The 24,199-nt window shown below is 71.9% G+C and carries 22 protein-coding genes and 1 pseudogene; 13 read left to right on the top strand and 10 right to left on the bottom strand.

All coding sequences use genetic code 11. The annotated features are described in order from the left end of the window. The first annotated feature begins 58 nt into the window (after window positions 1-58). The 5 genes from ACFQRI_RS16495 to ACFQRI_RS16475 all read left to right on the top strand — a co-directional run bounded on the left by ACFQRI_RS16495 (window position 59) and on the right by ACFQRI_RS16475 (window position 6,758). Window positions 59-847 carry an IclR family transcriptional regulator gene (locus tag ACFQRI_RS16495; protein ID WP_380669484.1) on the top strand — a complete coding sequence of 263 codons (789 nt, stop codon included), beginning with the start codon at window positions 59-61 and terminating at the stop codon, window positions 845-847. A 93-nt stretch (window positions 848-940) separates the two neighbouring features. Further along, complete coding sequence (locus ACFQRI_RS16490; protein WP_380669482.1) at window positions 941-1,804, top strand: fumarylacetoacetate hydrolase family protein; 864 nt, start codon at window positions 941-943, stop codon at window positions 1,802-1,804. A 257-nt stretch (window positions 1,805-2,061) separates the two neighbouring features. Continuing rightward, the gene (locus ACFQRI_RS16485) at window positions 2,062-4,896 is read left to right on the top strand and encodes a penicillin acylase family protein (RefSeq protein ID WP_380669480.1); all 2,835 of its coding nucleotides are present in this window, start codon (window positions 2,062-2,064) and stop codon (window positions 4,894-4,896) included. Window positions 4,897-4,974: 78 nt separating this feature from the next. Next, window positions 4,975-6,213, top strand: a complete 1,239-nt coding sequence (locus ACFQRI_RS16480; protein WP_380669478.1) for an amidohydrolase — start codon at window positions 4,975-4,977, stop codon at window positions 6,211-6,213. 173 nt (window positions 6,214-6,386) lie between these two features. Continuing rightward, entirely contained in the window at window positions 6,387-6,758 is a 372-nt protein-coding gene (locus ACFQRI_RS16475) for a hypothetical protein (RefSeq protein ID WP_380669476.1), read from the top strand. A gap of 27 nt (window positions 6,759-6,785) precedes the next feature. Here ACFQRI_RS16475 and ACFQRI_RS16470 read toward each other — a convergent pair whose 3' ends face one another. Further along, a complete protein-coding gene (locus ACFQRI_RS16470) occupies window positions 6,786-7,343 on the bottom strand; it encodes a TetR/AcrR family transcriptional regulator (RefSeq protein ID WP_380669474.1) in 558 nt (185 codons plus the stop codon). 217 nt (window positions 7,344-7,560) lie between these two features. Between ACFQRI_RS16470 and ACFQRI_RS16465 the strand changes: the two genes are divergently transcribed. From ACFQRI_RS16465 to ACFQRI_RS16450, 4 genes are all read left to right on the top strand, one after another. After that, window positions 7,561-8,013, top strand: coding sequence for a (2Fe-2S)-binding protein (locus ACFQRI_RS16465; RefSeq protein ID WP_380669472.1), 453 nt, complete (start codon window positions 7,561-7,563; stop codon window positions 8,011-8,013). After that, complete coding sequence (locus ACFQRI_RS16460; protein WP_380669470.1) at window positions 8,000-8,962, top strand: FAD binding domain-containing protein; 963 nt, start codon at window positions 8,000-8,002, stop codon at window positions 8,960-8,962. The genes ACFQRI_RS16465 and ACFQRI_RS16460 overlap by 14 nt, the downstream gene beginning before the upstream one ends. Further along, window positions 8,959-11,112, top strand: coding sequence for a xanthine dehydrogenase family protein molybdopterin-binding subunit (locus tag ACFQRI_RS16455; RefSeq protein WP_380669468.1), 2,154 nt, complete (start codon window positions 8,959-8,961; stop codon window positions 11,110-11,112). Before ACFQRI_RS16460 ends, ACFQRI_RS16455 begins: the two co-directional genes overlap by 4 nt. A 137-nt stretch (window positions 11,113-11,249) precedes the next feature. Next, on the top strand, window positions 11,250-11,927 hold the full coding sequence (locus tag ACFQRI_RS16450) for a hypothetical protein (protein WP_380669466.1): 678 nt from the start codon (window positions 11,250-11,252) through the stop codon (window positions 11,925-11,927). Here the strand turns inward: ACFQRI_RS16450 and ACFQRI_RS16445 are convergent. Further along, window positions 11,884-12,342: a carboxymuconolactone decarboxylase family protein gene (locus ACFQRI_RS16445; RefSeq protein WP_380669464.1), complete on the bottom strand. Its 459-nt coding sequence runs from the start codon at window positions 12,340-12,342 to the stop codon at window positions 11,884-11,886. The two genes, ACFQRI_RS16450 and ACFQRI_RS16445, sit on opposite strands and share 44 nt — an antisense overlap. Before the next feature lie 74 nt (window positions 12,343-12,416). After that, window positions 12,417-12,902: an RrF2 family transcriptional regulator gene (locus ACFQRI_RS16440; RefSeq protein WP_380669462.1), complete on the bottom strand. Its 486-nt coding sequence runs from the start codon at window positions 12,900-12,902 to the stop codon at window positions 12,417-12,419. 308 nt (window positions 12,903-13,210) lie between these two features. Between ACFQRI_RS16440 and ACFQRI_RS16435 the strand changes: the two genes are divergently transcribed. Further along, complete coding sequence (locus ACFQRI_RS16435; RefSeq protein WP_380669460.1) at window positions 13,211-14,134, top strand: alpha-amylase family glycosyl hydrolase; 924 nt, start codon at window positions 13,211-13,213, stop codon at window positions 14,132-14,134. Window positions 14,135-14,195: 61 nt separating this feature from the next. On the opposite strand, the gene ACFQRI_RS16430 is transcribed toward ACFQRI_RS16435, so the two are convergent. From ACFQRI_RS16430 to ACFQRI_RS16410, 5 genes are all read right to left on the bottom strand, one after another. After that, on the bottom strand, window positions 14,196-14,429 hold the full coding sequence (locus ACFQRI_RS16430) for a helix-turn-helix domain-containing protein (RefSeq protein WP_380669458.1): 234 nt from the start codon (window positions 14,427-14,429) through the stop codon (window positions 14,196-14,198). Next, window positions 14,429-14,905 (bottom strand): DUF2975 domain-containing protein, encoded by a 477-nt coding sequence (locus tag ACFQRI_RS16425; protein ID WP_380669456.1) that lies wholly within the window; start codon window positions 14,903-14,905, stop codon window positions 14,429-14,431. Before ACFQRI_RS16425 ends, ACFQRI_RS16430 begins: the two co-directional genes overlap by 1 nt. A gap of 129 nt (window positions 14,906-15,034) precedes the next feature. After that, on the bottom strand, window positions 15,035-15,466 hold the full coding sequence (locus tag ACFQRI_RS16420; protein ID WP_380669454.1) for a PPOX class F420-dependent oxidoreductase: 432 nt from the start codon (window positions 15,464-15,466) through the stop codon (window positions 15,035-15,037). A gap of 40 nt (window positions 15,467-15,506) precedes the next feature. After that, complete coding sequence (locus ACFQRI_RS16415) at window positions 15,507-16,544, bottom strand: zinc-binding dehydrogenase (protein WP_380669452.1); 1,038 nt, start codon at window positions 16,542-16,544, stop codon at window positions 15,507-15,509. A 113-nt stretch (window positions 16,545-16,657) separates the two neighbouring features. Beyond that, window positions 16,658-18,388 (bottom strand): chloride channel protein, encoded by a 1,731-nt coding sequence (locus ACFQRI_RS16410; RefSeq protein WP_380669450.1) that lies wholly within the window; start codon window positions 18,386-18,388, stop codon window positions 16,658-16,660. Window positions 18,389-18,500: 112 nt separating this feature from the next. Between ACFQRI_RS16410 and ACFQRI_RS16405 the strand changes: the two genes are divergently transcribed. Then, entirely contained in the window at window positions 18,501-18,962 is a 462-nt protein-coding gene (locus ACFQRI_RS16405) for a MarR family transcriptional regulator (RefSeq protein ID WP_380669448.1), read from the top strand. Between the two features lie 359 nt (window positions 18,963-19,321). Here the strand turns inward: ACFQRI_RS16405 and ACFQRI_RS16400 are convergent, their stop codons facing one another. Continuing rightward, entirely contained in the window at window positions 19,322-20,536 is a 1,215-nt protein-coding gene (locus ACFQRI_RS16400; RefSeq protein ID WP_380669445.1) for an MFS transporter, read from the bottom strand. A 62-nt stretch (window positions 20,537-20,598) separates the two neighbouring features. Here ACFQRI_RS16400 and ACFQRI_RS16395 point away from each other — a divergent pair, with 62 nt between their 5' ends. Continuing rightward, window positions 20,599-21,522, top strand: a complete 924-nt coding sequence (locus ACFQRI_RS16395) for a LysR family transcriptional regulator (RefSeq protein WP_380669443.1) — start codon at window positions 20,599-20,601, stop codon at window positions 21,520-21,522. A gap of 49 nt (window positions 21,523-21,571) precedes the next feature. Further along, window positions 21,572-22,021: pseudogene (locus ACFQRI_RS16390) on the top strand (maleylpyruvate isomerase family mycothiol-dependent enzyme); the annotation flags it as partial. 195 nt (window positions 22,022-22,216) lie between these two features. Here the strand turns inward: ACFQRI_RS16390 and ACFQRI_RS16385 are convergent. Next, window positions 22,217-23,680 (bottom strand): catalase, encoded by a 1,464-nt coding sequence (locus tag ACFQRI_RS16385; RefSeq protein WP_380669441.1) that lies wholly within the window; start codon window positions 23,678-23,680, stop codon window positions 22,217-22,219. Window positions 23,681-24,199: the final 519 nt, after the last annotated feature.

The following is a 24,199-nucleotide window of genomic DNA, read 5'->3' as shown; positions in this document are numbered from 1 at the left end:
TGCTCGCTGTACTGTTCGGTAGGTCGGGGGGACGTGAGTGAGCAGGAGGAACAACGGCGTGAAGGCGGAATCGTTCACCGCTGAGCAACAACCGGGCGGGTACAACGTCGTCAAGTCCGCCGATCGGGCCCTGGTCATCCTCGAACTGCTCTCCCGCGGGCGCCACCGGCTCAGCGACATCGCCGAGACCCTGCACCTGCCGCTGTCCAGCGTGCACGGGCTGCTCGGCACCCTGGTGCACCGCGGCTTCGTCGAGTTCGACGCGACCACCCGCACGTACGGCCTCGGGCTCAAGGCCTGGACCGTCGGGCAGGGGTACACCGGTCACCGGGACATCGTCGGCCTGGCGCTGCCGCTGATGGAGGACCTCGCGCAGCTCACCGGGGAGACCGTGCAGCTCTCCCGGCTGGACGGCACCGAGAACGTCTACATCGCCATCGCCGAGTCCCCGCAGCCGATGAAGCTGGTCACCGCGGTCGGCATGCGGCTGCCCGCGCACTCGGTCGGGCTGGGCAAGGCGCTGCTGACCGGGGTCGAGGACGACGAGCTGCGCCGCCGCTACGCCGGGGCGAGCCTGGAGCGGTTCACCGAGAACACGGTCACCGACTTCGACGCGCTGCTGGCCGAGGTCCAGCGGGCCAGGGAGACCGGGTACGCCGCCGACGACGAGGAGTACATCATCGGCTGCCGCTGCGTGGCGATGCCGATCCACGACCACTCCGGCGAGGTCATCGCGGCCATGTCCGTGGCGGCCCCGACCCCGCGCTGCGGCCCGGGCTGGATCGAGGAGACCCGGATCTCGCTGGGCAAGGTCATCGGGCAGATCGAGGCGCAGCTGCGGCGATGAGCCGGGCCTTGACGGCTGGTCTTCGCCCTGACAGATTTTCTCGCGGTTGAACCCGCTTCAAGAATGTGAAGCCTGCTCTCGCCGGGAGAATCGATGAAGTTTCTGAGGCTGGGCCCCGCCGGGGCGGAGAAGCCGCACGTGCAGGACAGCGCGGGCCGGGTGTTCGACCTGGCCCCGCTCACCGGGGACACCGACGGCGCGTTCCTCTCCGGCGACGGCATCGCGCGCACCCGCGCGGCGCTCGACGACGGCGCGCTGCCCGCGGTCGACGACCCGGGCGACGGCAGCGGGCTGCGGCTGGGCGCGCCGATCGCCCGGCCGACGGCGGTGCTGTGCATCGGGCAGAACTACGCGGCGCACGCGGCCGAGTCCGGGTCCGCGCCGCCGGACGTGCCGATCCTGTTCTTCAAGCACCCGAACACCGTGGTCGGCCCGCACGACGAGGTGCTGATCCCGCGGGGCGCCGAGAAGGTCGACTGGGAGGTCGAGCTCGGCGCGGTGATCGGCCGCAGGGCCAGCTACCTGGACACCGCCGAGGAGGCGCTCTCCCACGTGGCCGGCTACGTGCTGGCCGACGACATCTCCGAGCGGGCCTTCCAGAAGGACCAGTCCGGCGGTCAGTGGTCCAAGGGCAAGTGCGCGGAGACCTTCAACCCGGTCGGCCCGTGGCTGGTCCCGGCCGACGAGATCGACGACCCGCAGGCGCTGAGCCTGCGCTCCTGGGTCAACGGCGAACCGCGCCAGGACTCCAGCACCGCCGACATGATCTTCGGCGTCGGCGAGATCGTCCGCCACCTCTCCCAGTACCTCACCCTGGAGCCGGGCGATCTGGTCATCACCGGCACCCCGGAGGGCGTGGCCATGTCCGGGCGCTTCCCCTACCTCAAGCCGGGCGACGTCGTCGAGATGCAGATCGACTCCCTCGGCGCCCAGCGCAACCAGGTCAAATCCGCCTGACCCCACCCCGCCCGAATCACCTCCCAGCCGGACCCCGAATCACCTCCCAATCGGGATGCGGAATGGCCTCCCAATCCGTGTTGGGTTCGGGAGGGAATTTGGTCTGGTGGCGCCTTCCCGTCGTTCGCGCGGCGTGCGGCGGGAAGGCGCGCCGGTTGCGCCATTAGGTGCATTCGCAACGTGAGTTCTTTTCAAGTTTATTCTCGGATGGCTAACGTCCGGTTGCCACGACGTCCTCGGACCCGGAAGGACCTGGTATGCCGCGACGTTCGCGCGTGCTGGCCGCTCTCATCGCAGCTGCCACCGCGGGTTCCCTGCTGGTCGCTCCCGCCGCGAGCGCCGCGCCCGAACCGCAGCCCCCGGAGGACTACTGCCGGGGCCAGTGCGACCACATCCTGCCGCCGGGGCAGAACGGCAACGCGACGTTCGCCGAGCTGGTCTCGCACATGCTGCTGGGCACCCGGCCGCCGCACTCCGACGACCAGCTGGGCGAGTACGACGCGCTGGCGCACGGGTACTCGCAGCTGACCACCGGAACCATCCGGGAGTTCTTCGACGACAACTCCTTCGGCGTGCCCGAGGACCAGGTCGAACGTCGCTACTCGCCGCGCGCGGACGTCACGATCGTCCGGGACAATACCGCGGGCATCCCGCACGTCTACGGATCGACCCGCGCCGGGACGACCTTCGGCGCGGGCTACGCCACCGCCGAGGACAAGCTGTTCCTGATGGACGCGATGCGCCGCGCCGGCCGCGGCGAGGTCACGCCGTTCGCCGGTGGCGCGCAGGCCAACCGGGAGCTCGAACAGCGCTTCTTCGCCGCAGCGCCCTACACCGAGCAGGAGCTGCAGCAGCAGATCGACGCGGTGGCCGAATCCGGCGAGCGCGGCCGGACCGCCCTGCAGGACGCCGAGTCCTACGTCGAGGGCATCAACGACTACATCGAGAAGGCCCACGAGGGGCGCTACTTCCCGGGCGAGTACGTCGCGACCGGGCACGTCGACCCGGTGACCAACGTCGGCGAGATCCAGCCGTTCAAGCTCACCGACCTGGTGGTGCTGGCATCCCTGGTCGGCGCCCAGTTCGGCGGCGGGGGAGGCGGCGAGGTGCAGAACGCCATCGCCCGGATGGCGCTGCACGAGCGCTTCGGCGCGGCGCGCGGCGAGCGGATCTGGCAGGCCTTCCGCGCCGAGAACGACCCCGAGGCGATCAGCACCGTCCACGACGGCCGGTCCTTCCCGTACGCCAACGCGCCCGCCGACCCGAAGGGCGCCGCGATGCCGGACCCGGGCTCGGTCGAGCCGCAGCAGCTGGTGTTCGACCGCAGCGGCTCGGCGGCGACCTCCCCGGAGACCCCGGACCGCCCGGAGACGACCAACCCGGAACCCGCGGGCGCCGGGGCCGAGGCGCTGCGCGGCATGTTCGACGACGGCCTGTTCCCGGAGGGCATGGGCGAGTCGCGGGGGATGTCCAACGCCCTGGTGGTCTCGGGGGACAACACCGAGAGCGGCCACCCGGTCGCCGTCTTCGGCCCGCAGACCGGCTACTTCTCGCCGCAGCTGCTGACCCTGCAGGAGCTGCAGGGCCCGGGGATCTCCTCCAAGGGCGCCTCGTTCGCGGGCCTGAGCTTCTACACCCTGCTCGGCCGCGGCCAGGACTACGCGTGGAGCGCGACGACCGCCGCGCAGGACATCATCGACACCTACGCGGTGCGGCTCTGCGACCCTGAGGGCGGGCCGGTCGCCGAGGACTCGAACCACTACCTGTTCCGCGGCGAGTGCCTGCCGATGCGGACCGTGGAGCGCGAGAACTCCTGGACGCCCAACCTCGGCGACGACACGCCGCCCGGTTCCTACCGGCTGGTGTCCTTCCGGACCCGCTACGGGCCGGTCACCCACCGCGGGACGGTCGACGGCGAACCGGTCGCGTTCACCACGGCGCGCTCCACGTTCCTGCACGAGGTCGACTCGATCATCGGGTTCCAGAAGTTCAACGACCCCGGGGCGATCCGCTCCGCGAGCGACTTCCAGCGCGTCGCGCACGAGATCAACTACACCTTCAACTGGTTCTACGCGGACGCCGAGGACACGGCCTACTTCAACTCGGGGGCCAACGTGGTCCGACAGCCGCACGTGGACCCGAGCATGCCGATCGCCTCGGCTCCGGCCAACGACTGGAGGGGCTGGAACCCGGCGGACAACACCGCGGACCTCGCGCCGTTCTCCGCGCACCCGAACTCGATCGACCAGGACTACTACATCTCCTGGAACAACAAGCAGGCCCCGGGGACCGCCGGAGCGAGCGCGGAGAAGAACGCCGTGCAGCGCGGTGACCTGCTGGACCGCCGGGTGCGCGAGCAGATCGAGGCGGGCGACCCGTTCAGCCGGGTCGAGCTGGTGCGGGCGATGGCCGACGCGGGCCTGACCGACCTGCGGGCCGAGCGGGTGCTGCCCGACCTGCTGCGGCTCATCGACACCGCCCCGGTCGACGACCCCGGCGCGAAGCAGCTGCTCGACCAGCTGCGCGCCTGGCTGGCCGACGGCGGGCGGCGGGTCGAGAACGAGCCGGGCAGCAGGCGCTACGCGCACGCCGAGGCGATCGAGCTCTTCGACGCGTGGTGGCCGCTGCTGGTGCGCGGCGAGTTCGAACCCGCCCTCGGCGCCGAGGCGTACCGGGCGCTGACCCGGGTCATGCAGATCAACGAGTCCCCGTCGGGCTGGCAGAACGGGGAACCCGGTCTGCACGTCGGGCAGGGTCACCAGGGCTCGGCGTTCCAGTACGGCTGGTACGGGCAGGTCTCCAAGGACGTCCGCGCGGCCCTGGGCGAGCGGGTTCCCGGCGGGTTCGGCGAATCCCTCTGCGGCAACGGCGATCCGAACGCCTGCCGGGCGGTGCTGCTGGACGCGCTGCGGCAGGCCGCCGAGGTGCCCTCGGAGGAGACCTATCCCGGCGACGCGGACTGCGATCCGGGCGACCAGTGGTGCGCCGACGCCATCGTGCACAGCAAGATCGGCGGCATCGCCCAGGACCCGATCAGCTGGCAGAACCGCCCCACATACCAGCAGGTCGTGGAGTTCCCGGCCCACCGCTGAGGTCCGGCCGGTGCGCCCGGTTGAACCTCGGTGTTCCGCGGTGGACGATCGCTGCGGTGCCGATGAACGGGAGGGGTCGTGGAGTTCGGTCGGTTGGACGAGATCCGGGACGAGCTGATCTCGCTGTACGAGGACCTGCACGCCAATCCGGAGCTGTCGTTCCAGGAGCACCGGACCGCGGCCGAGGTCGCGCGCCGGCTGGTGGCGCTCGGGCTGGAGGTCACCACCGGTGTCGGCGGCACCGGGGTGGTCGGCGTGCTGCGCAACGGCGACGGGCCGACGGTGCTGCTGCGCGCGGACTTCGACGCGCTTCCGGTGGCCGAGCAGACCGGGCTGGCCCACGCCAGCACCCGGCGCGGCACGACCGCCGACGGCACCGAGGTGCCCGTGATGCACGCCTGCGGGCACGACATGCACGTGACCTGCCTGATCGGCGCGCTCGACCTGCTGGCCGACGCCCGCCAGCGGTGGTCGGGCACCGTCGTGGCGGTCTTCCAGCCCGCGGAGGAGATCGGGCGGGGCGCGCGGGCGATGCTCGACGACGGGCTGCTGGAGCGGTTCCCCGAGCCGGACGTGTGCCTGGGGCAGCACGTGTTCCCGTTCGAAGCCGGGCTGGTCGGCGTGATGTCCGGGCCCAGCATGTCGGCCGCCGACGGGTTGAAGGTGACCATGTTCGGTCGCGGCGCGCACGGTTCGCAGCCGCAGAACTCGATCGACCCGGTGGTGATGGCCTCCGCGGCCGTGCTTCGGCTGCAGACCGTGGTCTCCCGCGAGGTCGGGGCGGACGAGGCGGCCGTGGTCACGGTCGGTTCGATCCGGGCGGGCAGCAAGGAGAACATCATCTCCGACCGGGCCGAGCTGCTGGTCAACATCCGCTCGTTCGACGAGGGCGTGCGGGAGCGGGTGCTGGAGGCGGTGCGGCGGATCGTGCGCGCCGAGGCGGTCGCGTCCGGCGCCGAGCGGGAGCCGGAGTTCGAGCGCAGCACGGAGTTCCCGCTGCTGGTCAACGATCCCGAGGCCACCGCGCGCACGGCCTCGGCGATGCGCTCCGGTCTCGGCGAGGACGCGGTGGTCGAGCTGGACCGCGCGATGGGCAGCGAGGACGTCGGCCTGTTCGGCACCGCGGCCGGCGTGCCCACCTGCTACTGGTTCATCGGCGGCACCGACCCGGCCGAGTACCGCGCGGCGGCGGAGAAGGGCACCACGGCGCGCGACATCCCGTCCAACCACTCGCCGTTCTTCGCCCCGCGGATCGAACCCACCCTCACCACCGGCATCCGCGCCCTGACCACCGCAGCCCTGGAGTGGCTCGACTAGCCCCGCTCGGAAGCGCGACGCGGCAGCCACCCGAGCCCGCGCCCTTTTTCATCAAAAGTCCCGGGGCGCTCGGCATCCGGGACTTCTGATGAAAAAGCACGGGGCTCGAAGCGCTGGGGCAGGCTTCGCCGAACCGGGCCCGGAGCGGTGGGCCGGCTTGTAGGGTCGGCGCTGTGGATCAGTTCGACGGCTCGGCTCCGGTCCTGGTGACCATCGGCGACATCGCCTGCACCGGGCAAGAGGTGATCACGCCCTCCGGGCGCGCGCCGATCGCGGGCACGACCTGGACGTTCACCGACATGAGCCGGACCGAGCGGACGATCCCCGCGTGGGCGATCGTGCTGACCGTGCTGTTCGTCTGGTTCTGCTTCCTCGGTCTGCTCTTCCTGCTGGTCAAGGAGGAGCGCACCAGCGGGTGGGCGCAGGTCACCGTGCAGGGGCCCGGCCTGATGCACGTCACGCAGGTTCCGGTCCTCTCGCCGATGACCGCGATGGACCTCAACTCCCGGGTCAACTACGCCCGGACCCTCGCCTTCAACGCGTAGGAGCGCGGCGGCGGGCTCGCTCGGTGCTCAGGTGCTCATGCCCCGCCAGAGGAGGTCGGTGAGCCCCGCGGCCTGGGTGTGCCAGTCGCCGTCCGGGTGCAGGAAGAACAGGCCGCCGAGGCCGCCCAGCACCGTTTCCGGGGTGAGGTCCTGGCGGATGGTCCCCGCCGCCGCGTTCGCCTCCAGCAGCGTGGTCAGCGCGCCGAGCATCCGCTCGTAGGCGCTGGACGGCAGCTCCGAGCGGCTGGCCGACAGCGCGGTGGCCAGGCCGCGCTTGGTCATCATGTAGTGCGCGAGGTGATCGGTGACCCACAGCCGGAACGCCGACGCCGGATCGTGCTCGGCCAGCAGCTGCGGCACCACCTCGACCAGGTGGGTGACCTCGCGGTCGTAGACGGCCAGGATCAGGCCCTCCGGGGTGGGGAAGTGCCGGTAGACCGTGCCGACGCCGACTCCGGCCTGCTTGGCGATCGCGTTGAACGACACCGCGCCCGACTGGGCCAGCGACCGGGCCGCTGCGGCGAGGATGAGTTCGTGGTTGCGCCTGGTGTCCGCGCGCCTGGGACTCACCGAGCCCGTCGTCATCGCCCCTCCTGCTGCCGCCGTGCACCATGAAATGTAATGCACGCGTCCACCGACCTGGGAAGACCTGAGGGGAGCTGCGTTCGATTGCCTAGCGGATAGAAATCCGCTACCTTTGTCCGCGAGCCGGAAGCGGATGGATATCCGCTCGGTTCTTCCGAACTTCGCGCTCCCACCACCACCCGCCGGCACTGCCGGCGGTCCGCGGGAAAGAGATCCAGTGGACATCTCACTCGAAATCAACGGCAGCACCGAGAAGCTCAGCGCGGAACCCGGCGTCACGTTGCTCGACGCGATGCGCGAGCACCTCGGCATCACCGGACCGAAGAAGGGCTGCGACCGAGGTCAGTGCGGTGCCTGCACCGTGCACGTCGACGGCAGGCCCGTGCTGTCCTGCCTGACCCTGGCCGCCACCGTCACCGAGCCGGTGACCACTGTGGAGGGTCTCGCCGACGGGGAGCGGCTGCACCCGGTGCAGCAGGCCTTCCTCGACCAGGACGCGTTGCAGTGCGGCTTCTGCACCTCCGGGCAGATCATGTCGGCCGTCGCGGCGGTCGAGCAGGACGTCGACGACGTCCGGGAGTTCATGTCCGGCAACATCTGCCGCTGCTCGGCCTACCCGAACATCGTGGCGGCAGTCGACCAGGCGAGGCAGGCCGATGCGACCCTTTGAGCTCACCGCACCCGAGACCGTCGAGGCCGCGGTCGCCGAGCCGGGGACCTTCCTGGCCGGCGGCACCACGCTGGTCGACCTGATGAAGCTCGACGTCCTCGCCCCGGACGTGGTGCAGGACATCAACCGCCTCCCGCTGCGCGGCATCGACACCTCCGCGGGCCTGCGCGTCGGCGCGCTGGAGCGGATGGCCGACGTGGCCGAGCACCCCGGCGTGCCGCCGGTGATCTCGCGCGCCCTGCTGCTCAGCGCTTCCCAGCAGCTGCGCAACATGGCCAGCATCGGCGGGAACCTGATGCAGCGCACCCGCTGCTCGTACTTCCGCGATACCGCGATGCCCTGCAACCGGCGCGAACCGGGCAGCGGCTGCCCGGCGATCGAGGGCGCCAACCGGATGCACGCGATCCTGGGCACCAGCGAGCACTGCGCGGCCACCCACCCCAGCGACCTGGCGGTGGCCCTGGTCGCGCTGGACGCCGAGGTGCTGCTCACCGGCCCGGACGGCGATCGCGCCGTGGCGCTGACCGACTTCTACCGGCAGCCGGGGCGGACCCCGGAGGTCGAGCACGACCTGCGCGAGGGCGAGCTGATCGGCGAGGTGGTCGTGCCCGAGCTCGGCTTCGCGGCCAACTCCACCTACGTCAAGGTCCGCGACCGGCAGTCCTACGAGTTCGCGCTGACCTCGGCCGCGGTCGCGCTGGACGTGGCCGACGGGCGAGTGGTCGACGCGCGGGTCGCGGCCGGTGGTGTGGCCACCGTGCCGTGGCGGCTGCGCGCGGTGGAGGACGCGCTGCGCGGCGGGCCCGCGACGACCGAGGCCTTCGAGGCGGCCGCCGAGCGGGCCGCCGACGGCGCGAAGCCGCTGGCGCACAACGGTTTCAAGGCGCCCTTGCTCGAGCGGACGATCGTCCGCGCCCTGCTCGAACTCACCGAAGGGAGCAGCCGGTGACGGCGCGGCTGGACGGCCCGGAGAAGGTCACCGGGCGGGCGAAGTACGGGGCGGACCACAACCCGCCCGGCACGGTGCACGGCTACCTGGTGCTGAGCACCATCTCCAACGGCGAGATCGAGGACGTGGACGTCACCGCGGCCGAGGCCGCCCCCGGCGTGCTCGCGGTGTACACGCCGATGCGGTCGTTCCCGCTGAACACGCCGGAATCGCCGGTGCTGGGCGCGACCTGGGTCCCGCTGCAGGACCGCGAGATCAACCACTGGGGCCAGCCGATCGGCTTCGTGGTCGCCGAGACCTTCGAGCAGGCCCGGCACGCCGCGGGGCTGGTCCGGGTGAGCTACCTCGAGCGGCCCGCGCTGACCTCGTTCGAGGACGGCCTGGACGCCGCCGAGCCCTCGGGGCGGGACGACGAGGTGGTGCTGGCCGAGGGCATCGAGTCCATCGAGGACGCGATCGCGGCCAGCCCGGTGGTCGTCCGCGCGACCTACCGCACCGCGGGGCAGAACCACGCCGCGATGGAGCCGCACTCGGCGGTCGCGAGCTGGGAGAACGGCGAGCTGACCGTGCGCAGCGGCAGCCAGTCGACCAGCATGCAGGCCAACGAGCTGGCGATCGCGCTGGGCCTCGACGTCTCGAAGGTGCACGCGATCAACCCCTACGTCGGGGGCGCCTTCGGCGGCAAGGGCCGCACCGCCACCCCGGCGTTCCTGGCCGCGGCGGCGTCGCGGGAGCTGGGCAGGCCGGTCAAGGCGGCGCTGACCCGCGAGCAGGTCTTCACCGCTACCGCGGGTCGCGCCGCCACGCTGCAGACCATCACCCTCGGCGCCGAGCGCGACGGCAGGCTCGTCGCGCTGCGGCACGACTCGGTGTGCACCACCGACATCGAGCGGTCCTTCGTGGAGCCGACCTCGCACGCGACCTCGGCCGAGTGGTACGCGACGCCCAACATGGCGGTCAGCCAGAAGGTCGTGCCGCTCAACGTCCCGAAGACGACGTTCATGCGCGCACCAGGTGAAGCGCCCGGCTCGTTCGCGCTGGAGAGCGCGATCGACGAGCTCGCGGTCGAGCTGGGCGCGGACCCGATCGAGCTGCGGCGGCGGAACAACTCCGCGGCGCCGCCCGGCAAGGACCTGCAGTGGTCCAGCAAGCACCTCGACGAGTGCTTCGACGTCGGAGCTCGCGAGTTCGGCTGGGCCGACCGCTCGCCGAACGGGCGGACCGAGGGGGACTGGCAGGTCGGCATGGGCGTGGCGACCGCGATGTTCCCGGCGCTGCGCTTCCCGGCCGAGGTGGAGATCCGGCTCGGCGCCGACGGCGCGGTCGTGGTGTCCACCAGCGGAGCCGACCCGGGCACCGGGCTGCTGACCGTGATGTCCTCGGTCGCCGCGGAATCGCTGGACATCCCGCAGGAGCGGGTCACGCCGCGGCTCGGCGACTCGGCGTTCCCCGAGGGCGGCATGTCCGGCGGTTCGACGGCCACCGCCAGCGTCGGCACCGCGATCATGGCCGCGGCCGCCGAGGTGACCGACGCGCTGCTCGCGCTGGCCACCGAGCGCGGCGCCCCGTTCGCCGGCGAGGAGGTCGGCTACGCCGACGGCCGGATCTTCGGCGAGGGGCGCAGCATGACCTTCGGCGAGCTGCTGCGGGAGCTGGGCCGCGAGTCGTTGGCGGTGACCGGGTCCTCGGCTCCCGGCGAGGAGCTGGACAAGCACTCGTTCAGCTCGTTCGGCGCCCAGTTCGCGGAGGTCAAGGTGCACTCGCGGACCCGCGAGGTGCGGGTGTCCCGGATGCTCGGGGTGTTCGACGCCGGCCGGATCATCAACCCGCAGGCGGCGCGGAGCCAGATCGTCGGCGGGATGATCTGGGGCATCTCGGCGGCGCTGCACGAGGACCTGGAGATCGAGGGCAACGGCCGGACGGCCAACGGCGATCTCGCCGGCTACCTGGTCCCGGTCAACGCCGACGTCCCCGATGTGGGCGTGCGCTTCGTGCAGTACCCGGACACCCTGCACAACTCGGTCGGGGCCAAGGGGCTCGGCGAGATCGGGACGGTCGGCGCGGCCGCGGCCGTCGCCAACGCGGTGCACAACGCCACCGGCGTCCGAGTCCGCCGCACCCCGATCACCATCGAACACCTCCTCACCTGACCAGAGGTCGAATTCCCTCGTTCTTCGCGGGTCGAATTCGAGGGAACTTCGCCGTGGGCGTCGCTGGGACGGGTGTTGATCGGCACCCGTTGAGGTGACTTCGGGCAACCTGTCCGAATCCGCGGCGTCGTCGGGGCATGGAGCGGAACCTGACCGCGCCGGGGCGGGTGGCCTCGGTGCTGCTGATCGCGGTGCTGGTGGGGCCGACCGTCGCGTGGTGGCACCACGTCGTCCGGATGACGACCGGGTGCGCTGGCGGGTACGGCAACCACCGGGTCACCGGCGAGCTGGAGAGCGCGAGCTGCACCCTGTCGGTGGCCGGGGCGCCGGTGTACCGGCTCGGCTGGCTCGCCGACCTGGTGACGGCGGCTGGTCTGCTGCTGGCGCTGCTCGCGGCGGTCCTGGTGCTCGTCCAGCCCGCCCGCAGCGCGCTGCGAGCGGAGCTGGCGCTGCTACCGGTGCCGACGCTGGCCCTGGCGGCCCTGCTGATCCGCGAGGACGGCTGGGCGCCGCCCGGGATCGTGCGGATGACCGCGGGGTTCCTCGCCGAGCATGCGGCCGCGGCCGAGCCGCCCGTCGACACCCCGCTGGTGCACACCTACGGCGCCGAGCCCTACGCGGCGGGCTGGCGCATCCGAGTGCCCGGGGCCGGCATCTTCGTGCCGACCCCGGGCCTGATGTGGATCTTCGCGGTGTTCGTCGCGGTGCTGCTCGCGCTCGGTCTCGCGCTGGTCGTCTGGCGAGCTCGCTTCCGGCCGGGACCGGAGAGGCTCACCGCGCGAAGGCCCCCGGGGTGGTCCGGTTCGCCACGCTGATCCGGTTCCAGGCGTTGATCGCCGCGATCGCGAGCACCAGCGAGCTCAACTCCTGTTCGCCGAAGTGCTCCTGCGCCCGCTGCCAGACGTCGTCGGGAACGCCGTGCGGGGCGTCGGCGATGCGCGTGGCCGATTCGGCGAGCTCGAACGCGGCGCGCTCGGGTTCGGTGAACACCGTCGCCTCCCGCCACGTCGCCACCGAGTGCAGGCGCTCGGAGCTCTCGCCGCCGCGCTCGGCCTCCTTGACGTGCATGTCCACGCAGAACGCGCACCCGTTGATCTGGCTGACCCGCAGCTTGACCAGGTGCAGCAGGTCGTTCGGCACCGGTCCGCCGCGCAGGAAGTCCTCCAGCGCGAACATCGCCCGGAAGCCCTCCGCGGCGTCGGTGCGCAGGTTGTCGAGCCGATCCCGCATCTCCGTTCCCCTTTCTCGGATATCTAGTATCCAGAATCCGTCGCCGCGCGGTTCCCGCCGGGAGGGCGGGTCGCTCAGCGGTTGTCGTCGAACCAGCGCCGGACCCGGTCCGGTGCGCCGGGATTGGTGCGCTCCACCTCGGACGTGATGTCGGCGAGCGTTCGCGCGGCGAGCTCCCGCCGCCAGGCCATCTCGGCCTTGCGGAAGCCGCTCGCCACCGTGCACGGCTTCGGGTTGGCCGGTGTCCGGCCGCCGCCGGAGCCGCCCCGGAAGCGGATCTCGGTGCAGCGGAAGGCCTCTTCCTCGCCGTCGATCGCGGCCACCACGTCCATCAGGGTGATCTTGGCGATCGGCCGCGCGAGCCGGAAGCCGCCCTTGGGGCCGGGGACCGAGGTCAGGATCCCCGCTCGGGTCAGCGCCTGCAGCTGCTTGTTCAGGTACGCGGCGGGCAGCTCGTAGAACGCCGCCAGCCGCGCGGCGGGCACCGCGCGGTCCTCGCCGAGCCAGGCGAGGTTGAGGCAGCTGTGCACCGCCCACTCGACGCCCTCGTTCATCCGCATATCCAGGATATTAGGTATCCAGAATTGGTCGTTGCAAGGGCGCCTCCGGACTCCGACGTGGCGTGAATACGTAGCAAGGGGTTCTCGACATCGCTCTGAGGCGCTACATTGATCGCGTTTGTGCATACGTAGTCAAGTTTCGGGAGCGGGCATGGTCGTCTCCAGGCGATCGTTCATGGTGTGAGCGCGGGCTGGGTCTCGTAGTAGTTCTTCAGGAAGGCGCCGGGACGCGGTCCCGGCGAGGCGACGAAGGACTCCGGCAGCGACCCGTCCGGCTGCGCCTCGGCGTGTCCGGGTTCCGCTGCGACATGGCCGCCACGCTGGTCAAGGACGACCCGGGCTGGGTGGAGACCGGCGAGCTGTGGGGCGAGATGCGCGCCTGGCTGGACGCCGAGCACCCCGATGCGGTGCTCATCGCCGAGTGGGGCGATCCGGCGACCTCGGTGCCCGCGGGCTTCTCCGGCGACTTCTTCCTGCCGGTCAACGGGCCCGGCGACGGCGCGGCGTGGAAGTCGTTGTGGGCGGAGAACCCGTACTTCTCCGCCGAGGGCACCGGGACCGCCCAGATCTTCGTCGACGCCTGGCGGCAGGCCCGCGAGGCCATCGGCGAGCACGGCGGGCGCACGCTGCTGATCTCGGCCAACCACGACAGCGCGACGCGGCTGAACAACGGGGTGCGCCGGCCCGAGGAGATCCCCGCCGCGTTCGCCTTCCTGCTGACCTGGCCGTCGGTGCCGACGCTGTACTACGGCGAGGAGATCGGCATGCGCGCGGTCGAGGGCCTGCCGGAGGTCGAGGGCAGCGCCGGGCGCCAGCGCAACCGCACCCCGATGCAGTGGGACGACGGGCCCAACGCGGGCTTCTCCACCGCCGCGCCCGAGGACCTCTACATCCCGATCGACCCGGACCCGAACCGCCCCTCGGTGCGGGCGCAGCTGGCCGACGAGGGTTCGCTGCTGCACTTCGTGCGCCGCCTGCTCCAGCTGCGCAAGCGGCACCCGGAGCTGGGGACCTCCGGGGACGTGCGGGTTCTCGAGACCGGCTACCCGCTGACCTACCTGCGCGGCGATCGGTTCCTGGTCGCGGTCAACCCGAGCCGCGAGCGGGTGGCGGTCACCGTGGACGACGGCCGCCTGGCCAGCGCGCGACCGGTGGTCGACGGCGGGGTCGAGGTGGACGGGAAGGTCCTCGACGTGCGGCCCTTCGGCTACGCCGTCCTCGACCTGGCCTAGCCGCTGCTCGGGCACGCGGCGGTGGCGGGGCGGCCCCCGCGCGTGCCCGTCCGAACAGCCCTCAGCTCCAGGCGGTCTCTGCGGTCTGCTCGGCCTGCTCCCAGCGCAGCAGGTCGCCTGGCTGGCACTCCAGGGCCTCGCACAGCGCTCCCAGGGTGGTGAACCGCACGGCCTTGGCGCGACCGTTCTTGAGCACCGCCAGGTTGGCCGGGGTGATGCCGACCCGCTCGGCGAGCTCGCCCACGGACATCTTGCGCTTGGCCAGCATCACGTCGATGTCGACGACGATCGGCATCAGATCACGTCTTTCAGCTCGGCGTCGAGCGCCACCGCTTGCGCGAGCAGCACGCGCAGCACCAGCACGATCAGCGCCATCCCGAGGACCGCCAGCACGACGCCGCAGATCAGCAGTACGACGCCCGGTGCGACCGCCTCGCCGGGTGCCAGCAGGCAGGCCAGCGCGAACACCACCGCCGCGGCGGCGACCAGGGCGCCGATCACCACGTGCACGTAGCGGAACGCCCCGGGCGAGAACACGGTGTCGCGCCGGACCATCGTCACCAGCCGCCACACGCAGACGAGGATCACCTGGCAGCACACCACGCCCAGCACGACGACCGCGATCAGCGGCGCCTTCAGCCAGGCGTGTTCCGGGGCGAGCTGGCCCAGGTCGGCGGCCAGCAGCGGGACCATCACCGCCTGCACGAATACCGACCCGCCCAGCAGCAGCGCGAGCACCACCCGCAACGCCAGCACGGCCCACAGCCTCATCGGCACTCCTTCGATCGAGCAACGATGATAATCTATCGAAAAACGATAGGAACGGCCATGCCGGCGCGAGGGGTCGAGACGGTCAGCTCCCGGGCTGGTGGTGACCGGCCGGAACGGCGCGGTCCCGGGTCAGCTGGCGCTGATGTCGGCGCCGTAGACGTGGTCGACGGTCATGGTGAGCAGGATCCGGCGATCGGCGACCATGCTCGCCCGGTACTCCGCCCAGTCCGGGTGCTCGCCGGCGGCGCGGCGGTAGTAGTCGACCAGCGCGTCCACCTCGGGGCCGTTCGGGTCCTCGCCGGGGCCGGTGATCATCGCCGTGCCCTCGGCCGTGGCCCAGGCGCGGCCGTCGGCGCGGGTGACCTCGATGGTGGCGCGCGGGTCGCGGCGCAGGTTGCGGGCCTTGGCCAGGCCCTCGCGGGTGGAGATGAGGATGTCGCCGGTGCCCGGGTCGAAGAAGGGGCGCACCGGGGACATCTGCGGGCGTCCGTCGGCCTTGATCGTGGCGAGCACGCCCAGCGTGCTCTCGGCGAGCAGGGCGTGCGGGTCGAAGGAAGTCATGCCCCGATTCTCGTCTCCGCGGTCGGCGCGCGGGGTTCGATCAGGGCTCGACCAACACTTTCAGGGCCTCCCTGTCGGCCATCTCCCGGTAGCCGATGGGCACCTCGTCCAGGCCCACGGTGCGGTCGAAGACCCGGCCCGGCCGGACCTCGCCCTCGAGCACGTCGGGCAGCAGCTCCTCGATGTAGGCGCGGGCGGGCGCCACGCCGCCGGTGAGGGTGATGTTGCGGAAGAACATCTCGGCCACGCCCATCGGCCCCTCCTCGTACTGCGGCACGCCGACCCGGCTGACCGCGCCGCCCTCGCGGATGACGCCGAGGGCCATCTCCAGCGCGGGCTTGGTGCCCACGCACTCCAGCACGCGGTGCGTGCCGTCGCCGCCGGTGAGGTCGCGGACCTGGGCGATGCCCTCCTCGCCGCGCTCCGGGACCACGTCGGTCGCGCCGAACTCGCGCCCGAGGTCGGTGCGCGCGGCGTGCCGCCCCATCAGGACGATCCGCTCGGCGCCGAGGCGCTTGGCGGCCAGCACCGCGCACAGGCCCACGGCGCCGTCGCCGATCACGGTCACCGAGGTGCGCTCGTCGACCCCGGCGGTGACCGCGCAGTGGTGGCCGGTCGGGAAGACGTCGGAGAGCGTCAGCAGCGAGGGCAGCAGCTCGGAGTCCTCGCCGACCGGGAGCTTCACCAGCGTTCCGGACGCCTGCGGCACCCGCACCGCCTCGCCCTGACCGCCGTCGACGCCGTCCTGGCCCCAGCCGCCGCCGTGCCTGCAGGACGTCTGCAGGCCCTCGGAGCAGAAGTCGCAGGTGTTGTCGGCCCACACGAACGGAGCCACCACCAGGTCGCCCGCGGCCAGCCCGGACACCTCGGAACCGACCTCCTCGACCACGCCCAGGAACTCGTGCCCGATCCGGCCCCCCTCGGACGTGGCCGGGCGCGAGGCGTAGGGCCAGAGGTCGCTGCCGCACACGCAGCTGCGCACCACCCGCACGATCGCGTCGGTGGGCTCGCGCAGCTCCGGGTCCGGCACCTCCTCCACCCGCACGTCACCGGCCCCGTAGATCAACGTCGCCCGCATCCGCTTCCTCCACGACCAGGCACCTCGCCGCGCCACAGCATGGGAGGGCCCGGCGGGACCGGCAACTCCGCCCGGGGAGGCGCCCGCTGCCCCTCGGGCGCCTCCCGCGCCGGTCAGGAGGTGGCGGTCGCCAGGTAGCGCTGCCGGTGGTGCTCCTCGTGGTGGTCCCGCTTGCGGGCGCGCAGCAGCTGGGCCAGGCCGACCACGCCGCGGACCCGGGTCGGTTCGTCCCGGTCGACGACCGGCAGGTGGGTCGTGTCGGTGACCGCGAGCGCCTCGGCGGCGGCGCTGAGCGTGTCGTCCGGGTGGATCGCCGCCGGCACCGCGGTCGTCGCCTCGGCGACCGCTTCGCCGGGGCAGGCGACCAGGGCCTCGTGCGTGGTCATCCCGATGAGGTCCGCGCCCTCGACGACCGGGTAGAGCTCGCCGTGCCGGGTGGTGTTGCGGGCCTCCTCGATCGCCGCGTCCGCGGGCAGCACCACCGGCTCGGGTGTCATGACCTCGTGCACGAAGAGGGCTTCGAGCGGATCGGTGCTGTACTCGCGGGTCAGGTGCAGCTTCCGCCGGGCCAGCTTCTCGGTGAGGATCGAGCGCTTCAGGATCAGCACCGAGACGCCGTAGGCGACGACCGAGGCGACCGTCAGCGGGACCAGGCAATCCCAGGCCCGGGTCAGCTCCACCGTGAACACGATGCCGGTCAGCGGGCAGCGCATCACCCCGCCGACCACCGCGGCCAGCCCGCACATCGCCCAGAAGCCGGGGAAGACCTCGGGCAGCACCAGGCCCTCGGCCGCGCCCAGCGCCGAGCCCAGCAGGAACACCGGTGCCAGCACGCCCGCCGAGGTCCCCGAGCCCAGCGACAGGCTCCAGATCAGCGTCTTGACGGCGAGGATGCCGAAGATCAGCGCGATGGTGGCGTGGCCGGTGAGCATCGCCTCGATGACGTCGTAGCCGACGCCGAGGGCGCGCGGCTCGACCAGCCCGCCGATGCCGATGATCACGCCGCCGAGCGCGGGCCACCACATCCAGTGGATGGGCAGCACGTTGAAGGCGTCCTCGGAGCGGTAGACCAGCCATGTCGCCACCACCGCGAACAACCCGCCGGTCACGCCGGTGACCGCCGCCAGCGCGGTCGCGGCCGTTCCGGGCGAGACCGCCACGTCCACCGGGAACAGCGGGGCGGTGCCGAGCAGGAACCCGCGGATGGTCGTGCTCACGACGACCGAGATGGTGACCGGGATGAAGCTGCGCGGCTTCCACTCGAACAGCAGCAGCTCCACCGCCAGCAGGATCGAGGCCAGCGGTGCGTTGAACACCGCCGTCATCCCACCGGCGGCGCCCGCGACCAGCAGCGTCTTGCGCTCGTTGGAGCTGAGCTTGAGCAGCTGCGCCAGGACCGAGCCGACCGCGCCGCCGGTCATGATGATCGGTCCCTCGGCGCCGAACGGGCCACCGGTGCCCAGCGCGACCGCCGAGGAGACCGGTTTGAGGACCGCGACCCGCGGCTGCACCCGGCTCTCCTTGGCCACGATCGCTTCGAGCGCCTCGGGCATGCCGTGACCGCGGATCTTCTCCGACCCGTAGCGGGCCATCAGACCGATGACCAGCCCGCCGATGATCGGTGCGGAGAGGATCAGCCACCACGGATGGTGCTGGGCGCCCGGGGCGACGAGGTCGGTGGCCAGGCGTTGGTAGAAGACCAGGTTGGTGATCAACCCGATCAGCTGGAGCAGGAGGTAGGCGGTCAGCGAGGACGCGATTCCGACGGGTATCGCGAGCGCGGCGATCAGCAGGGTGCGAGGTCTTAGCGTGAAGTCTCCCAGATGCGACGCCCTTATTTGCATGGCGCAATGGTAGTTCTGCCCACCGCACGTGGAGAAGGTGGAAGTGTTGGGGTTCACCGATCTTGCGCTGCGCAACTGTCCTCGACATCACTCGTCGGTAGGATCGCGGGCGATGGTGGAGAACTCGCAAAGCGCGCGAAACGGCGGCGACGGCGCCGACGAGGCGCTGGCCATGCTGCGCGCGATGGTCAAGATCGCGGACTCGACGGTCGCCGAGGTCACCGCGCAGCTGACCCTCACGCAGTTCCGCGCGCTGGTGATCATCACCGAGCGCAAGCCCCCGGTGATCATGGGCCGGGTCGCCGAGGAGCTCGCGATGAACCCGTCGTCGGTCACCCGCGCCTGCGACCGCCTTGTGCAGCTCGAACTGGTTCAGCGGGCCCGGAACCCGCTGAACAAGCGGGAAACGCTGCTCGCCCCGACCGCGAGCGGCCGGGAGATCGTTGCGCGCGTCAACCGTCAGCGGCGCACCATGCTGCGCGAGGTGCTGGACCGGATGGACCCGGCGGCGCGCTCCGCGGCGGTCGAGGCGTTCGCCCGCTTCGCCGAGGCCGCCGGGTCCGCGGAGGACTGACCGGCTGCCAGCGGTCGCGGACGTGCGGCGTCCAGGGCGGTGACGCCGGAATCCGCGGCCGCGTGCAGCGCGGCCATCGCGTCGGACTCCGACGCGCCCCAACCGGCGCCGATCTGCCAGCACCCCAGCCCGACGACCGACACCTCGCGCCCGGTGCGCCCCAGTACCCGGTGCTCCATGCCGCAACCCCAAGCGCCCGAACCCGACCCCGCTCCCACCGTCCACACCGACCCCACCCGAATCACCTCCCAATCCGTCCCCCGAATCACCTCCCAATCCGGGCACGGAATGGCCTGCTTTTCGGGGGGTCGTTTTCGGTGGTTTTCCTGGTGGTGTCGCTGGTTCGGGTGAGTGGGGAGTCAGGACGGGACGCGCTCGATCGGGTGGGGTTCGGGGGTGGTGACGCGGTTGCGGGCGCGGAGGACCGCGGCTGCGGCGAGGGCGAGCCAGCAGGCGAGGGCCGCCGACATGCCCGGCCAGCCCCACCAGGCGTAGGCCGTGCCGCCGAGCACCCCGCCGACGCTGCTGCCGCCGTAGTAGGCGAACTGGTACAGCGCCGAGGCCTGGCCGCGCGCCGAGGGCGAGGCGAGCGTGCCGACCCAGCCGCTGGCCACCGAGTGCGCCGCGAAGAACCCGCCGGTGAACACCACCAGCCCGGCCAGGATCACCGCCAGGTTCCCGGCCAGCATCAGCGCGAGTCCCGTCAGCGCGGTGCCGAGGCCGCTGAGCAGCACCGGCCTGCGCCCGAACCGGTCGGCCAGCCTGCCCGCGAGCGCGGAGGTCACGGTTCCGGCGGCGTAGGCCAGGAACGCCAGCGAGGCCAGCGCGGGGGAGACCGACAGCGGCGGTTCGGTCAGCCGGAAGCCCAGCACGTTGTAGACCGCCACGAACGACCCCATGCCGAGCGCGGCCACCGCGAACGGCGCGCGCAGCCCGGGATCGGTTGCCGCGGCGCGCACCCCGGCCAGCAGCGGCCGCCACCGGAAGCTCTGTCGGGTCTGATTGCGCTCGGTCGGCAGCAGTACGACGAACAGCACCGTGCACGCGCCGGCCACGGCGGCCACCGCGGTCAGCCCGCCGGTCCAGCCCCAGAAGTCGCCGGCGACGCCCCCGAGCAGTCGCCCGGACATGCCGCCGATGGTGGTGCCCGCGACGTAGAGCCCCATGGTCGCGCCGAGGTTGCGCCCGCCGGTCTCGTCGGCGAGGTAGGCGGTGGCCACCGCCGCCAGCCCGGCCACCGCGGCACCCTGCACCAGCCGCAGCCCGACCAGCAGCGGGAAGTTCGGCAGGAACGGCAGGGCCAGCCCGATCGCCTCGGCCACCAGCAGCGCGGTGACCATCACCCGACGCCGCCCCACGACCTCGGACAGCGTGCCCAGCGGGATCGCCGCGACCGCCAGGCCCAGCGTCCCGGCCGACACCAGCAGCGCCGCGGTGCCCGGGGTCAGCCCGAAGTCGGCGGAGAACTGGGGCAGCACCGGTTGCGGTGCGTACAGCAGGGCGAACAGCGCCAGCGCGCCGACCAGCAGCGCGAGCCGGATGCGGCGCAGCCTGCTCACCTCGGGATCGCTCATGCGATGAAAGTAAGCCTGGCTAAACAATGCGTCCAATGCAGCAGAGGGCCACAATCGATGCTGTGACGCATGAATCGAGCACGCCCCGAGAGGCGTCCCAGCTCGCCGCGCATCTCGCCCCGACGCTGAGCCTGCTGCGCACCGTCGCAGCGGAGGGCCATCTCACACGCGCCGCCGAGCGCCTCGGGCAGCCGCAGCCCACGGTCAGCCGCGCGCTTGCCGGGCTCGCCGACCAGCTGGGCACCCCGGTGGTGGCCAAGCAGGGGCGCGGCGTGGTGCTGACCAGGGTCGGAGCGCTGCTGTGCGAGGCGGCCGAGAACGCGCTGCGGGAGCTGGAGACCGGTTGCCGCGGCGTCCTCGACGAGCTCGACCCGAACCGCGGCCAGGTTCTGCTGGGCTTCCAGCACACCATGGGCCGAGCGCTGATCCCGCGGCTGATCAGCGAGTTCCGCGAGCACAACCCGGGCGTTCGGTTCGGCCTCGCGCAGGGATCGCGCGACGACATGCTCGCGCGGTCGCGCGCCGGGCGCGTCGATCTCTGCCTGGTCTCCCCGGTGCCGTCCGACCCCGAGTGGGAGTCGGCGCAGGTCACCCAGGAGGAACTGGTCGCGGTGGTGCACTCCGGACACCGCCTGGCCGGGCGCGGCGAGATCCGGCTGACCGAGCTCGCCGAGGACGACTTCGTGGGCATGCGCCCCGGCTACGGCCTGCGCCGGATCGTCACCGACCTCGCCGAGTCCGCAGGCTTCACCCCGCGCTTCGCCTGGGAGGGCGAGGAGGTCGACACCGCCCGCGGCCTGGTCGCCGCGGGACTGGGCACCACGCTGCTCCCGCGAGCCCTCTCCGGAGCCGCCCCGGGCACCGCCGAGATCCCGCTCAGCCCACCGGCCCACCGAACCATCGGGGTCGTCTGGCCCGCGGGCCGCCAGCTACCCCCAGCAGTCCGAGCCTTCCGCGACCACGCCTCCGGAATCGCACTCGGCTGACCCCGCGACCGGGGCCGCCTGGGTTGGCCGCACGGACGCGTGGGCGTTGGTGCGCCAGGAGCGGTCGGCCTTGGTCCGGGACCTCGGAGCGGTCGACGACGAGTCGTGGGAGCGGCCGTCGTCGTGCGACGGGTGGAGCGTGCACGACGTCGCGGCGCACCTGGTGAACGACTCCGAGGTCACGCGACTCGGGATCGTGCGGGACATGATCCGGGCGCGCTTCGACTTCGACCGCCAGAACGCCAACGGTGTCGCGCGCGAACGCGATGCAACACAGCGGGAGACGCTGGAGCGGCTCGGGCAGGTCGTCCACCGCACCGCGACGCCGCGCGCGCCGCTGGACAGCAGGATGGTCGAGGAGGTCGTGCACGGCGAGGGCGTCCGGCGCCCGCTGAGCATCGGACGCGACTACCCGCTCGAAGCGGTCGTGCGCTCGCTGCGCTACCAGGCCCGGACACCGAAGGAGATCGGTGGCGCGAAGCAGCTGGTCCCTAGCATCCGGGTGGGCGCCACCGACGCGGGCGTGTCGATCGGGGACGGGCCCGAGGTCGTCGGCACCGGCGGTCGCTGTCGGCGATCTCCGGTCGGGAGGCCGCCGTGGCGGATCTGGTCGGTCCGGGCGTCGGCGCGCTGCGGCGGGGGTGCGCGGCGGCCCCGCGCTCTGAGCGGTAGGCCGCCGCGCGCTGGGGCCCGGTCAGGCGCCGCCGTTGTTGACGGCGCGCTCGATGCGCTTGCCGATGTCCTCGTCGATGTTGCGCCAGTACTCGAAGGCGCGCTGCTGGATCGGCTCGGTGACGCCGTCGAGCAGGTGCCCGGCGACGTTGGAGACCAGCCGGGCGCGCGCGTCGTCGTCCATGACCTCGCGCACCAGCGTGCCCGCCTGCCCGAAGTCGTCGTCGTCCCGGCGCTCGGTGTAGGCCGCGTGCACCATCTGCCCGCTGGTGTGCCAGCCGGCGGGCTCGCCGAAGCGGGTGGTGTCCGCCTCCGGTCCGCCGTAGGAGTTCGGCGCGTACACCGGATCCGCGACCTTCTGGACCCGCATCACCCCGTCCTTGCTGTAGCTGTGCACCGGCGCGTCGGCCGAGTTGACCGGGATCTGCTTGTAGTTGGAGCCCAGGCGGGCGCGGTGCGCGTCGGCGTAGGAGAACAGCCGGGCCAGCAGCATCTTGTCTGGGCTCGGCCCGATCCCGGGCACCAGGTTGTTCGGCTCGAAGGCCGCCTGCTCGATCTCGGTGTGGTGATCGGTCGGGTTGCGGTCCAGCGTCAACCGCCCGACCTCGATGAGCGGGTAGTCGCCGTGCGGCCAGACCTTGGTCAGGTCGAACGGGTTGAACCGGTAGGTCTCGGCCTCCTCGAACGGCATGATCTGCATCTTCAGCGTCCAGCTGGGGTAGTTGCCCCGCTCGATCGACTCGTAGAGGTCGCGCTGGTGGTAGTCGCCGTCGGCGCCGGCCAGGTGATCGGCCTGCTCCTGGGTGAGGAAGTCGATGCCCTGGTCGGTCTTGAAGTGGTACTTCACCCAGAACTGCTGGCCCTCGGCGTTGACCCACATGTAGGTGTGGCTGGAGTAGCCGTTCATGTGGCGCCAGGTCTTCGGGATGCCGCGGTCACCCATCAGCCAGGTGACCTGGTGCGCCGACTCGGGCGACAGCGTCCAGAAGTCCCACTGCATGTTCTTGTCGCGCGAGTTCGTGTCCGCGCGGCGCTTCTGCGAGCGGATGAAGTGCTGGAACTTCATGGGGTCGCGGACGAAGAAGACCGGCGTGTTGTTGCCGACCATGTCGTAGTTGCCCTCGCTGGTGTAGAACTTCACCGCGAAGCCGCGCGGGTCGCGCCAGGTGTCCGGACTGCCGCGCTCGCCCGCGACCGTGGAGAACCGGATCATCACGTCGGTCTCCGCGCCGGGCTGGAACACGGCGGCCTTGGTGTAGGCGCTGACGTCGTTGGTCACCACGAACTTGCCGAACGCCCCGTTGCCCTTGGCGTGCGGCTGGCGCTCCGGGATGCGCTCCCGGTTGAACTGCGCCATCTGCTCGATGAGGTAGTTGTCCTGCAGCAGGATCGGGCCGTCGGGGCCGACGGTCAACGAGTGCTCGTCGCTGCTGACCGGGATGCCGGCGTCGGTGGTCGTCGGTGGTTTTCGGTTCGGGTCAGCCATGGTTGCCGTCCTTCCCGTGGTGGTCTCGGCAGTTCAGGACGTCGGTCGCGCCGGGGGCGCCTGCGGGCGCGGAGCGTCGAACCGCTCCGTCCGACGCGCGACCGCCCGCGCGCAGCTTGCGGCGAATCCGAACGCGCGTCGACGAGTCCCCATGCGCCACACCACCAGTGCACTCCTGCGCCCGAAATCCGTCAAACTGAAACCGAGGGCCGCCGGAGCAGCGCCCGGAAAATGCTGCCACCGGCGGTGAGTCGTCCCCCGATTCGGTGAACCCGCTGCTCAGCGCGGTGGCTGCGCGCAGCATTTCGGCGCGGGAAGCGCAATGCGAAATCGGGGGACGAATCGAGATGAAAGGACACGTTCGGGGTTCTCGGAATTCGATCCGGGCGTGCCGTTCCGCCCGATTCAGGGAAATGCGGCGGTCCCGCGAGGAATCCGGAATCCGCGGGTTTCCGGCCTCGCCCGCTGGCGCCGCGCGAGCGGGCGGCGGCTCGCACCGCCCGGCCGCGACCGGCGAGA

Source organism: Saccharopolyspora griseoalba, from assembly GCF_042665275.1.
GTDB classification, from domain to species: domain Bacteria; phylum Actinomycetota; class Actinomycetes; order Mycobacteriales; family Pseudonocardiaceae; genus Saccharopolyspora; species Saccharopolyspora griseoalba.
Note: the sequence above shows the minus strand (reverse complement) of the source record. Positions and strands in the feature narration are given on the sequence as shown.

Coding starts and splice junctions, on each gene's coding strand:
- ACFQRI_RS16460 (WP_380669470.1), top strand. CDS start 8,000: ATGCGACCCTTTGAGCTCACCGCACCCGAGACCGTCGAGGCCGCGGTC.
- ACFQRI_RS16385 (WP_380669441.1), bottom strand. CDS start 23,680: ATGGCTGACCCGAACCGAAAACCACCGACGACCACCGACGCCGGCATC.
- ACFQRI_RS16415 (WP_380669452.1), bottom strand. CDS start 16,544: ATGCGGGCGACGTTGATCTACGGGGCCGGTGACGTGCGGGTGGAGGAG.
- ACFQRI_RS16435 (WP_380669460.1), top strand. CDS start 13,211: ATGGCCGCCACGCTGGTCAAGGACGACCCGGGCTGGGTGGAGACCGGC.
- ACFQRI_RS16445 (WP_380669464.1), bottom strand. CDS start 12,342: ATGCGGGATCGGCTCGACAACCTGCGCACCGACGCCGCGGAGGGCTTC.
- ACFQRI_RS16450 (WP_380669466.1), top strand. CDS start 11,250: ATGGAGCGGAACCTGACCGCGCCGGGGCGGGTGGCCTCGGTGCTGCTG.
- ACFQRI_RS16430 (WP_380669458.1), bottom strand. CDS start 14,429: ATGCCGATCGTCGTCGACATCGACGTGATGCTGGCCAAGCGCAAGATG.
- ACFQRI_RS16485 (WP_380669480.1), top strand. CDS start 2,062: ATGCCGCGACGTTCGCGCGTGCTGGCCGCTCTCATCGCAGCTGCCACC.
- ACFQRI_RS16400 (WP_380669445.1), bottom strand. CDS start 20,536: ATGAGCGATCCCGAGGTGAGCAGGCTGCGCCGCATCCGGCTCGCGCTG.
- ACFQRI_RS16440 (WP_380669462.1), bottom strand. CDS start 12,902: ATGCGGATGAACGAGGGCGTCGAGTGGGCGGTGCACAGCTGCCTCAAC.
- ACFQRI_RS16425 (WP_380669456.1), bottom strand. CDS start 14,905: ATGAGGCTGTGGGCCGTGCTGGCGTTGCGGGTGGTGCTCGCGCTGCTG.
- ACFQRI_RS16420 (WP_380669454.1), bottom strand. CDS start 15,466: ATGACTTCCTTCGACCCGCACGCCCTGCTCGCCGAGAGCACGCTGGGC.
- ACFQRI_RS16405 (WP_380669448.1), top strand. CDS start 18,501: ATGGTGGAGAACTCGCAAAGCGCGCGAAACGGCGGCGACGGCGCCGAC.
- ACFQRI_RS16470 (WP_380669474.1), bottom strand. CDS start 7,343: ATGACGACGGGCTCGGTGAGTCCCAGGCGCGCGGACACCAGGCGCAAC.
- ACFQRI_RS16410 (WP_380669450.1), bottom strand. CDS start 18,388: ATGCAAATAAGGGCGTCGCATCTGGGAGACTTCACGCTAAGACCTCGC.
- ACFQRI_RS16490 (WP_380669482.1), top strand. CDS start 941: ATGAAGTTTCTGAGGCTGGGCCCCGCCGGGGCGGAGAAGCCGCACGTG.